Source organism: Streptomyces sp. NPDC054863, assembly GCF_053610825.1.
In genome coordinates, this window is record NZ_JBSGZD010000272.1 from 1 (window position 1) to 10,685 (window position 10,685).

11 protein-coding genes are annotated in these 10,685 nt (G+C 72.6%); 10 read left to right on the forward strand and 1 reads right to left on the reverse strand.

What is annotated here, in order from left to right:
- Positions 1-72 precede the first annotated feature (72 nt).
- From ACWGIG_RS31475 to ACWGIG_RS31485, 3 genes are all read left to right on the forward strand, one after another.
- Entirely contained in the window at positions 73-855 is a 783-nt protein-coding gene (locus ACWGIG_RS31475; protein ID WP_453325094.1) for an acyltransferase, read from the forward strand.
- Between the two features lie 104 nt (positions 856-959).
- A complete protein-coding gene (locus ACWGIG_RS31480; protein WP_453325095.1) occupies positions 960-1,532 on the forward strand; it encodes a helix-turn-helix domain-containing protein in 573 nt (190 codons plus the stop codon).
- Positions 1,533-1,632: 100 nt separating this feature from the next.
- Positions 1,633-2,334 carry a hypothetical protein gene (locus ACWGIG_RS31485; protein WP_453325096.1) on the forward strand — a complete coding sequence of 234 codons (702 nt, stop codon included), beginning with the start codon at positions 1,633-1,635 and terminating at the stop codon, positions 2,332-2,334.
- Between the two features lie 38 nt (positions 2,335-2,372).
- On the opposite strand, the gene ACWGIG_RS31490 is transcribed toward ACWGIG_RS31485, so the two are convergent.
- The gene (locus ACWGIG_RS31490) at positions 2,373-2,780 is read right to left on the reverse strand and encodes a CoA-binding protein (RefSeq protein WP_453325097.1); all 408 of its coding nucleotides are present in this window, start codon (positions 2,778-2,780) and stop codon (positions 2,373-2,375) included.
- Positions 2,781-2,884: 104 nt separating this feature from the next.
- Between ACWGIG_RS31490 and ACWGIG_RS31495 the strand changes: the two genes are divergently transcribed.
- From ACWGIG_RS31495 to ACWGIG_RS31525, 7 genes are all read left to right on the forward strand, one after another.
- Positions 2,885-3,556 (forward strand): response regulator, encoded by a 672-nt coding sequence (locus ACWGIG_RS31495; protein ID WP_453325098.1) that lies wholly within the window; start codon positions 2,885-2,887, stop codon positions 3,554-3,556.
- Between the two features lie 149 nt (positions 3,557-3,705).
- Positions 3,706-4,956, forward strand: a complete 1,251-nt coding sequence (locus tag ACWGIG_RS31500) for a sensor histidine kinase (protein WP_453325099.1) — start codon at positions 3,706-3,708, stop codon at positions 4,954-4,956.
- 223 nt (positions 4,957-5,179) lie between these two features.
- The gene (locus ACWGIG_RS31505; protein ID WP_453325100.1) at positions 5,180-6,085 is read left to right on the forward strand and encodes an ABC transporter ATP-binding protein; all 906 of its coding nucleotides are present in this window, start codon (positions 5,180-5,182) and stop codon (positions 6,083-6,085) included.
- A gap of 8 nt (positions 6,086-6,093) precedes the next feature.
- Positions 6,094-7,728: a hypothetical protein gene (locus tag ACWGIG_RS31510; RefSeq protein WP_453325104.1), complete on the forward strand. Its 1,635-nt coding sequence runs from the start codon at positions 6,094-6,096 to the stop codon at positions 7,726-7,728.
- A gap of 69 nt (positions 7,729-7,797) precedes the next feature.
- Positions 7,798-8,424 carry a YigZ family protein gene (locus ACWGIG_RS31515; RefSeq protein ID WP_453325101.1) on the forward strand — a complete coding sequence of 209 codons (627 nt, stop codon included), beginning with the start codon at positions 7,798-7,800 and terminating at the stop codon, positions 8,422-8,424.
- A 158-nt stretch (positions 8,425-8,582) separates the two neighbouring features.
- Positions 8,583-9,752, forward strand: coding sequence for an exonuclease SbcCD subunit D (locus ACWGIG_RS31520; RefSeq protein ID WP_453325102.1), 1,170 nt, complete (start codon positions 8,583-8,585; stop codon positions 9,750-9,752).
- Positions 9,749-10,685: AAA family ATPase (locus tag ACWGIG_RS31525; RefSeq protein ID WP_453325103.1), on the forward strand; the 937-nt coding region annotated here is incomplete at its 3' end. The genes ACWGIG_RS31520 and ACWGIG_RS31525, both read left to right, overlap by 4 nt.

The window sequence follows — 10,685 nt, forward strand, 5'->3', positions numbered from 1 at the left end:
GAGTGAAGGGTGGGGCGAAGATCACAGGCAGTGACCCTGAACGGCCGGGCCCCCGCCGACTACCGTGTGCGGGTGCCGAAGAACAGAAACACGTTCTCCTTCTCCGCCCTTTCGGCCTCCGCGTCGGAGGGCCTCTCCGCCGCTGCGGACTGGCGCCGCCGCGCCACGACCCGGGCCGTGCACCACGGCTGGCGGCTGATCCAGCAGGCCGGCGCGGTCAGCGCGCAGCGCCCCGGGCGGCTGCGCTTCGGCTCCCTCGGCCACGGCAGCAAGCTCGCCTTCCCGCAGGGCACCGTCTTCGGCGAACCCTGGATCCACCTCGGCGACTACTGCATCATCGGCGAGCACGTCACCCTCACCGCCGGGATGATGCCGGACCTCGACCTCGGCCCCGACCCGATACTCACCCTCGGGAACGGCGTCGTCCTCGGCCGGGGCAGCCACATCATCGCCGACACCACCGTCACCATCGGTGACGACTGCTACTTCGGCCCGCACGTCTACGTCACGTCCACGAACCACAGTTACGACGACCCGGAGCAGCCCGTCGGCAAGCAGTGGCCGCGCGCGGCACCGGTGGAGATCGGGCCGGGCTGCTGGATCGGCACGAACGCCGTGATCCTGCCCGGCGCGAAGCTGGGCCGGAACGTCGTCGTCGCCGCGGGAGCCGTCGTACGCGGTGAAGTCCCCGACCACGCGGTGGTGGCGGGCGCGCCCGCGCGGATCGTACGCCGTTGGGACAAGGTGGACGGGTGGCAGCCGCCGATGCGCACGCCGGCGCCGGTCCCGATCCCGGCGGACATCACACCCGAACAGCTCGTCGCACTGGCCGAGTTGGACCAGGAAACCTCGTAGGCCGCGGCCGCCCGGGCGCTGCGTGGCCGACGATCAGTTCCAGTAAAGTGGACCGACCGTCCAAAATAGTGGACGGCCTGGCCACCTTCTGAGACGGACGGAACGTGTCGGACCTCGACCAGCTCACGCAGTCGCTCGCCCGCAACCTCAAGCGCTGGCGCGGCGAACGGGGCTTCACGCTCGACGCACTGGCCACCAGGGCCGGCGTCAGCCGCGGCATGATCATCCAGATCGAGCAGGCCCGCACCAACCCCAGCGTGGGCATCACCGTGAAGCTCGCCGACGCCCTCGGCATCAGCATCACCACGCTCCTCGACCACGAACAGGGCGTCCCCGTCCGCCTGGTGACGCCCGAGCACACCGTCCGGATGTGGTCCACGGAGGCGGGCAGTCACGCCACCCTCCTCGTCGGCACCGAGAGCCGCGGCCCGCTCGAACTCTGGTCCTGGCTCCTGATGCCCGGCGACGCCAGCACCTCCGACCCGCACCCCACCGGCACCACCGAACTGCTGCGGGTCACCGCGGGCGAACTCACCCTGGTGGTGGGCAGCGCCGCACACCCGGTGCCGGCCGGCACCTCGGCCACCTTCGAGGCGGACGTCCCGCACGCGTACCGCAACGACGGCACGACAGTGGTGGAGATGACGATGGCGGTGTCGATCCCACCCGTGAGGTGACCCGGGGGCCCGCCGGGCGACCCGGGACCCGTGAGGTGACCCGGGGGGTCCTGATCCCTACGATGGCTGTCATTGACCGAGGCAGTCGGACGGGGGACCCGTGGACGAGAACACCTTCCCGGTGCAGATGCAGACGGGCGGCCAGGAGCTGCAGGCGCTCACGCACGGCGCTCCGCCCTGGGGGCCGTTGGACGACCATCTGCTCTACACCTGCGGCGTCGTCCACGACCTGACCCAGGGCCGCCTCGCGCACCGGCCCCCGCTGCCGACCACCTCCCGCCTCGCCCAGGGCGAACTCTCGCTGGCCGCGGGCCCCGCCGCCCGCTCCACCTGGCGGGCCGTCGGCGACGGCTCGTACACCCAGACCAGCACCATGGCCATGGGCTCGACCGGCTTCGTGGTCGGCGCCCTGGCCGTCAACGCCATGGGGAACGCGTCCCGCAGGAACCAGGCACAGGCCGCCGCCCAGCCCCGCTGGGTGATGGAGGGGCAGGGCGAGGTCACGGTCACCGACCGGCGCGCGATCTTCTCGCACCCGGAGACCTGGCTCGACCTCGGCTGGAACGGGCTGGCCACCATGGATCTGGCGGCCCCCGACACCTTCGAGTGCGCCTTCCACGACATCAACGGCAAGGGCTACACCACGGTGCGGCTGCACAGCCTCTGGGCGTCGCTGATCTTCGTACTCGCGGCGCACGCGGCCTTCCCCGCCCATCCGCGCCTGCTCTCGCACGGCTGGCTGCCACCGGGCTTCGAGGCACGCTGCGCGGCGTACGGACGGAGCTGTCCTTCCGTACGGTGAGAAGCCGGTCCTCACGGCGAGCCGCCGCGCGGTGACCGTCAGCCCAGCCGCGGGATCTCGATGGCCGGGCAGCGGTTCATGACCATGTCCAGGCCCGCCGCCCGCGTCCGTCCGTACGCGGCCTCGTCCACCACTCCCAGCTGGAACCAGACGGCCTTCGCCCCGATGGCCACCGCCTGGTCGGTGACCTGACCCGCGAGGTCGCTGTTGACGAAGACGTCGACCACGTCGACGGGGAACGGCACGGCGTCGAGCGAGGGGTAGCCCTGCTCCCCGTGCACCGTCTCGGCCTTCGGGTGCACGGGGACGATGCGCTTGCCGAACTCCTGCAGCACGCGCGCGACTCCGTAGGCGGCGCGGTCCTGGTTCGACGAGAGGCCGACGACGGCCCAGGTGTCGCCGGACTCCTTGAGGATCTTGCGGATGGTGCCCCGCTCGTCGGACATCTGTGTCTCCTTGACGGTCTTGAGGGTGGTGCGCGGTGTCTCCCCGGTCCGCGGACCATCGTGTCATCCGGGCCGGAGAAGCGAACCTGCGAGAATTGCCGACTGTGACGATACGAGTGGTACTCGCCGACGACCAGGAGATGGTCCGCCGCGGGATGCGCCGCATCCTGGAGGCCCAGGCGGACATCGAGGTGGTCGGCGAGGCGGCCGACGGCGTGGACGCGCTGGCCGTGGTCCGCAGGCTGCGGCCCGACGTCGCCCTGGTGGACGTCAGGATGCCCCGGATGGACGGCCTCGAAGTCACCCGTACCCTGCAGCAGTCCGCGGCGGAACTGCCGGTGAAGGTGGTCGTCGTGACGACCTTCGACCTCGACGAGTACGTCTATCCGGCGCTGCGGCACGGTGCCTCGGGATTTCTGCTCAAGCGCTCGGGACCGACCCTGCTCGTGGAGGCGGTCCGCGCGGCTGTGGCGGGGGAGAGCCTGATCAGTCCCTCCGTCACGGTGCGGCTGCTGAAGCACGTCACCGGCGCCGGCCGGACGCCCCGACGGGCCGCCGGGGGCCCTGTCGTGGTCGAGCCGCTCACCAAGCGGGAGACCGAGATCGCGGCCAAGGTCGCCGAAGGGCTGACCAACGCCGACATCGCGGGAGAGATGTTCATCTCCGCAGGCACGGTCAAGACCCACGTCGCGAGCGTCCAGCGCAAGCTCGGTGTGCGCAACAGGGTCGGCATCGCCGTCAGGGCCTGGGAGATGGGATACGCCACGGCGGGCTAGCAGCCCCGTACCGGCGGGACAGCAGTCTCTGCGCCGTCGGCCAGTAGCCCCCGCGCCGCCGGGCGCCCGGTGCGTCCGGTGCGGCGGGTGCGGCGCATCGGGACCTGCGCCGCGGCGCGTCGAGGTCGCTGCCTAGGCTGAGGCAGGTGATGACAGGTACTCAGCAGGTGGGCCTTCGGCGGCAGTTGACGTGCGGGGCGACAGTGGTGCTGCTCGGGCTGCCTGCTCTTCTCGCCCCGCCCGCCGCCCTCCTCCTTGCCCTGAGCGCCGCCGTGGCCCTGCTCGCGGTGCTGCTGCCCCTGCCGCTCGGACGCCTCACCCTGCCGGTGGCCGCGTCCGTGACCACCGGCCTGTCCGTGGTCACCGACTTCGTCTACACCGGACCGCAGGGGCTCACCCTCCTGTGGATGCCCTTCGAGTTCACCGCGCTCCTGGTGCTCACCGGACGGCTCGTCCGCAAGGCGGGCCGGCCCGGCATCCCGGCGGCGGCGACGGCGGCCCTGGTCGCGCTGGCGCTCCCGTTGCGCTTCACCGTGCGCAACCCCGGGTCGGGGGCGAACGGTTCCCTCGTCATGGTCCTGGTCGCGATGGTCCCGGTGGTCTGCGCGGTCGCCGTCGGCAGCTACCTGCGAACGGTCGACGAGCGCAGGCGCAGGGCCGTGCGCAGGGCCCGCAGGGAACAGCGCCTCGACATGGCCCGGTTGCTGCACGACTTCGTCGCGCACGAACTGACCGGCATGGTCCTCGAAGTCCAGGCGGCGCAGGCCTCCCCGTACGAACCCGACCAGTTCGGCGCGCTGCTGGGCAGACTGGAGGAGTCGGGGCTGCGGGCCCTGGACCAGATGGACCGCGCCCTGGACACCCTGCGCGGGCCGGAGGAACCCGCAGGACCGGGCGCGGACCTGGCGGCCCGCCAGGAGGAGGGGCGGCGCGACCGCTACGAGGACACCGGGACACCCGACCACGTACCGACCCGGGTGTACGGGCTGTCGGACCTCCCCGGCCTCGTCACCCGCTTCGCGGAGTCCGGCTCCGTCCCCGCGGCGCTGGACCTGGACCCGGACCTGCACCTGGACGGGGAGCCTGCCGGAGCACTGCGGCGCGAGTGCGACGAAGTCGCGTACGGCATGGTCCTTGAGGCCCTGACCAACGTGCGCAGGCACGCACCGGGCACGGCATCGGTGGCCGTCTCCGTGCGGCGCGAAGGTGAGACGGGGCTACGGGTGAGCGTCACCGACGAGGGCGGCCCCGACGGCACGCCGAACAGCCTGCTGAGCAGCCGTCAGGGCGGCGGAACAGGGCTGGTGGGCCTGCGCGAGCGGTTCACCGTACTGGGTGGAGAACTGACGGCCGGCCCGTGCGGCGACGGCTGGCGCGTGACCGGAACCCTGCCCCGCTGACGCACCTGTCCGTGGCGGGTCCGCGGCAAGGGCCCGGGCGCGACCGCGCGCGACGGGCCCGCGCGAAAGAGTCCGCGATCTCTGCCGAACGGCAGATGTGCCCACACCTCCGGACGACGAATCTGGATCTCGTCACCCCCACCCGCACCCTCCGGAGGCACCCCGTGAACCCGAACCCCCTTTCAGCAGCTGCCCGGACCCGGACGTAGGGGAGCGGAAGGACATGCTGGAACTCATCGACATCACCAAGGTCTACCGCGGCGGCAAGCGCGCCGTGGACGGCATGACGCTGCGCATGGAGAGCGGAATGCTCGGCCTCCTGGGCCCGAACGGGGCGGGCAAGTCGTCACTGATGCGAATCGCCTCGACCGTGACCCGCCCCACCGGCGGCCGGGTCCTCTTCCGGGGCACGGACGTGGTGGCCGAGCCGGACGTGCTGCGCCGGGCCCTCGGTTACCTTCCGCAGGACTTCGGGGTCTACCCCAACCTCACCTCCCGCGAGTTCCTCGGCTACCTCGCGGCGGCGAAAGGGCTCTCGGCCCGTTCCTCCAGGGCCCGGATCGACGAACTGCTGGAACTGGTCAACCTCACCGAGGCCGTCAAGCGCCCCCTCGGCAAGTACTCCGGAGGCATGCTGCGCCGCGTGGGCATCGCGCAGGCGCTGCTCGCCGACCCGCAAGTGATCGTCGTGGACGAACCCACGGCGGGTCTCGACCCCGAGGAGCGGGTCCGCTTGCGCAACCTCCTCGGCGAACTGGCCGCGGACCGGGTGGTGATGCTCTCCACCCACATCGTCTCCGACGTCGAGTCCGTCGCCTCCGACATCGCGGTCGTCGCGCAGGGCCGACTGCTGCGCCGGGGCACCCCCGAGCAGCTGATCGCGGCCGTCGAGGGCCGGGTCTGGGAGGCCGTGGTGGACCCGGCCGAGCTGCCGGGCCTCCAGCAGCGCCACCTGGTCGGCCGGACGGTGCGGACCAGCAGCGGCGTACGGGTGCGCCTGCTCACGCAGCAGCCGCCCTGCGCCACCGCACAGCAGGTGGCACCGGACCTGGAGGACGCGTATCTGGCCGCCGTGCACCACATCGGCGACGGCGCGGCCCGGGGCGCGCGCAGTGCGGGAGGACGGTAGCCGTGCGGATGCTCTTCAGGCTCGCCTTCGGCGACTTCAGGGACCGGGTGCGGCGCCCCGCCTACGCCGCGATCCTCCTTGCGGCGGTCGGACTCGGATACCTCGCCACCCCCGCCCGGGAGGCCGGCTGGGTCGTCATGCAGGTGGGTGAGTACCGGGGCACCTACAACAGCGCGTACCTCGGCATGGTGGTGGCCCTCGCCGGATCGGTGTGGCTCTCCCTCGGCGGCTTCTACGTCGTACGCAACGCCGTCTCCCGCGACGGGAGCACCGGCGTCGGCCGGCTGCTCGCCTCCACCCCCCTGAAGAACCACCTCTATCTCGCGTCGAAATTCCTGAGCAGCGTCCTGGTGCTCGCCTCGATGCTCGGCGTGCTGGTGCTGACCGCGGTGGTCATGCAGCTGTCCCGGGCCGAGACGCTCGCCGTCGACCCCGTCGAGCTGCTGAAGCCGTTCGTCGTCGTCGCACTGCCGCTCATGGTGGTCACCGCGGCGGCTGCCCTCCTCTTCGAGGCCGTTCCGCTGCTGCGGGCCGGGCTCGGCAACATCCTCTGGTTCTTCATCTGGGCCTTCGTCGCGATCGGCGGACAGTCACCGAACGCGCCGCTGGGCGGGATCGGCGTGCACCAGGTGGTGCAGTCGCTGAGTACGTCGATGAAGGCACAGGGCATCGACCCGTCCCGGGCGGGCGAGTTCAGCCTCGGTCTCACCCTGGTCGACGAGCCGCTGAAGACCTTCGACTGGAGCGGGTTCGCGCCCACCGGCGAGTACCTCTTCAGCAGGCTCCTGCTCGTCCTGACCGGCGTGGTGCTGGCTCTGGTGCCCATGCTGTGGTTCCCGCGCTTCGACCCCTCACGCGGGCGCGCGCCCAGGGACCCTGCGGCGGTGCTGCCGGTCGGCGAGGGCGCCGAGCGGGACCCCGGGACTCCCGGCCTCCCCGCCGCCCCCGGCCTCCCCGCACCGCCGCGGGACGAGAGCGCGTCCCCTACGAAGACCTTCGGCGGTGTGCCCGGGGCCCGGGCCGTACCGGGCAACTCCGCGGTGCGGCTGCTCGTCGGTGAGGTACGGATCCTGCTCCAGGGGATTCCCCGGTGGTGGTGGGCCGGCGTGCTGACGCTGACCCTCGTATCCCAGCTGGTCACCCCGGCCGCCGGAGTCTCCCGCTTCCTGCTTCCCCTGGCCTGGATCTGGCCGGTGCTGATCTGGTCCCGGCTGGGTACGCAGCGGCACGAGTCGGGGGTGGAGGCCATCCTCGGCGCCTACCCGACGGCCCGCCGCCGGGTGCTCGCCGAATGGGGCGCGGGCTTCCTGCTCACCGCGGTCGCGGGCATCGGACCGGCCGTCCGCATGGCCACCGGGGCGGATACGGCGGGCCTGCTCCACTGGTTCCTCGGCGCGTTGTTCATCCCCTCCCTGGCACTGCTCCTCGGCTCGCTCAGCCGCACCCACCGGCTCTTCCAGGCCCTCTACCTGCCGCTCTGGTACGGAACGGTCAACGGCATCACACCCCTGGACTTCATGGGCGCCCTGCGCGGCCCCGACGGAGTGCCCGCGGGCATGCCGCCGGGGGTCCTGATCGGCAGCTCGGTGGTGATGCTGGGCCTCGTCCTCGCCGCGAGCGCGGCCCGGCGCGCGGCGGGGTAGGGGGACGGGCGGGAGGGAGGGGGAGCTCCGGTTCCTGCGGATCACCCCCTCCCGCATAAGGTGGGCCGAATGCAGGAGCAGTACCGGACCGTCGCCCACCCCGGCGTGCACGAGGCCGAGATCAACCGATCCCGATTCCTCTGCGCCCTCGCCCCCGCCGCGACCGAGCAGGAGGCGCAGGACTTCGTCGCGCGCGTCCGCAAGGAGCACCCCACCGCCTCGCACCACTGCTACGCGTACGTCGTCGGCGCGGACGCCGGGATCCAGAAGGCGAGCGACGACGGCGAGCCAGGCGGCACCGCCGGAGTCCCCATGCTCCAGATGCTGATGCGCCGCGAGGTGCGGTACGTGGTCGCCGTCGTCACCCGCTACTACGGCGGTGTGAAGCTCGGCGCCGGCGGCCTGATCAGGGCGTACGGAGGCGTGGTCGGCGAAGCCCTGGACGAGCTGGGCACGATCACCCGGCAGCGGTTCCGGCTCGCCACCGTCACCGTCGACCACCAGCGGGCGGGAAAGCTGGAGAACGACCTGCGGGCGACGGGACGCTCCGTGCGCGAGGTGCGGTACGCGGAAGCGGTCACCATCGAGATCGGCCTGCCGGACGCCGACGTGGAGTCCTTCCTCGGCTGGCTCGCGGACGCGACGGCGGGCAGCGCCGGGTTCGAGCTGGGCGGCGAGGCGTACGGCGACGCCTGACGGCAGCCCCGGCCGCCCCGGCAGCCCCGGCCGCTCCGCACGCTCGGCAGCTTCAGCCTCTTCAGCCTCTTCGGACCAGGGGCGTACGAGGCCGGTGATGAGGCGGATTCCACCGTTGCGGCCTTGATTGTCAGACCCTCCCTTTACTCTCGTGAACCATGAGGCTTCTGCATACGTCCGACTGGCACCTCGGCCGGTCCTTCCACCGGGTGGGGCTGCTCGACGCCCAGGCCGCGTACCTCGACCACCTGGTCGCGACGGTCCGCGCACACCAGGTGGACGTCGTGCTGGTCGCCGGGGACGTGTACGACCGCGCGGTGCCGCCGCTCGCCGCCGTGGAGCTCTTCGACCGGGCCCTGCACCGGCTCGCAGCCGAGGGCGTACCGACGGTGATGATCTCCGGAAACCACGACTCGGCCCGCCGCCTCGGCGTCGGGGCGGGCCTCATCGAGCGGGCGGGCATCCACCTGCGGACCGACCCGGCGGGCTGCGCCACCCCCGTCGTGCTGTCCGACGCGCACGGCGAGGTGGCCCTCTACGGACTGCCCTACCTGGAGCCCGCGCTCGTACGGGACCAGCTCGGCGCCGCCAAGGCGCGGCACGAGCACGTGCTGTCCGCCGCCATGGACCAGGTCCGCGCCGACCTCGCCACCCGGCCCGAAGGCACCCGCTCCGTCGTCCTCGCCCACGCCTTCGTCGCGGGCGGCGAGCCGTCCGACAGCGAGCGCGACATCACCGTCGGGGGAGTGGCGGCCGTCCCCGCCGGGGTCTTCGACGGCGTCGACTACGTCGCCCTGGGCCACCTGCACGGCGCGCAGAAGGTCACCGAGCGGGTCCGCTACTCCGGCTCCCCCCTCGCCTACTCCTTCTCCGAGGCCGGCCACCGCAAGACGATGTGGCTGATCGACCTCGGGCCCGGCGGGGAGATCGCCGCCGCCGAGCGGCTCGACTGCCCGGTGCCCCGGCCCCTCGCCCGTCTCCGCGGACAGCTGGAGGACCTGCTCGACGACCCCTCCCTCGACCGGCACGAGGAATCCTGGATCGAGGCGACGCTCACCGACCCGGCGCGGCCCGACGACCCGATGGCCCGGCTCTGCGCGCGCTTCCCGCACACCGTCAGCCTGGTCTTCGAGCCGGAAAGGGGCCCGGAGGGCCCGCACCTCTCCTACGCCCAGCGCCTCAAGGGACGCGACGACCAGCAGATCGCGGAGGACTTCGTGGCGCACGTCAGAGGCGGCAGCGGACCCGACGGGCGGGAACGGGCGGTGCTCCGGGGCGCGTTCGACGACGTCCGGGTCGACGAGAGCGTGCGCGAGGTGGCCCGGTGAGACTGCACTCCCTGCGCATCACCGCCTTCGGCCCTTTCGGCGCCACCCAGAAGGTCGACTTCGACGCACTGTCCTCGGCCGGACTGTTCCTGCTGCACGGGCCGACCGGTGCGGGCAAGACCTCCGTCCTGGACGCCGTCTGCTTCGCCCTGTACGGATCGGTGCCCGGCGCCCGCGAAGGGCGCGGACCCACCCTGCGCAGCGACCATGCCGCACCGGACCTGCCGACCGAGGTCATCCTCGAACTGACCGTCGGCGGACGCCGGTTGGCGGTCACCAGACGGCCCGCACAGCAGCGTCCCAAGAAGGGCCGCCGCACCGGACTCGTCACGGACAAGGCACAGAGCTGGCTGAGCGAGTACGACGCGGAGTCGGGGAAGTGGCAGGCGCTCAGCCGCTCCCACCAGGAGATCGGCGAGGAGATCGGCCGGCTCGTCGGGATGAACCGCGAGCAGTTCTGCCAGGTCGTGCTGCTCCCGCAGGGCGACTTCGCCCGCTTCCTGCGCGCCGATGCCGAAGCCCGCGGCAAGCTCCTCGGCAAGCTCTTCGACACCCGCCGCTTCGCCGCCGTGGAAGAGCGCCTCGCCGAACTGCGGCGCACCGCCGAGCAACAGGTCAAGGCGGGCGACGACCGGCTCCTCGCACTCGCCGAGCGGATGGCGGAGGCAGCGGGCCCGGCCGCCGCCGACCTGCCGCGACCCGAGGAGCGGCCGGGCGACCCCGGGCTCGCCGCATCCGTCCTGACCTGGGCCGCCGTCGCCCGCAGCGGCGCCCGTGAGCGCCGCGACATCGCCGCCCTCGCGGTCTTTGCCACCGAGAGCAGACAGGCCGCCGCCCGCCACGCCCTGGAGGAGCAGCGCGACCTCCTCCGGCTCCAGGAGCGGTTCGCCGACACCCGGGGGCGCGCGGACGCCCTGGACGCCCGCCGCGAGG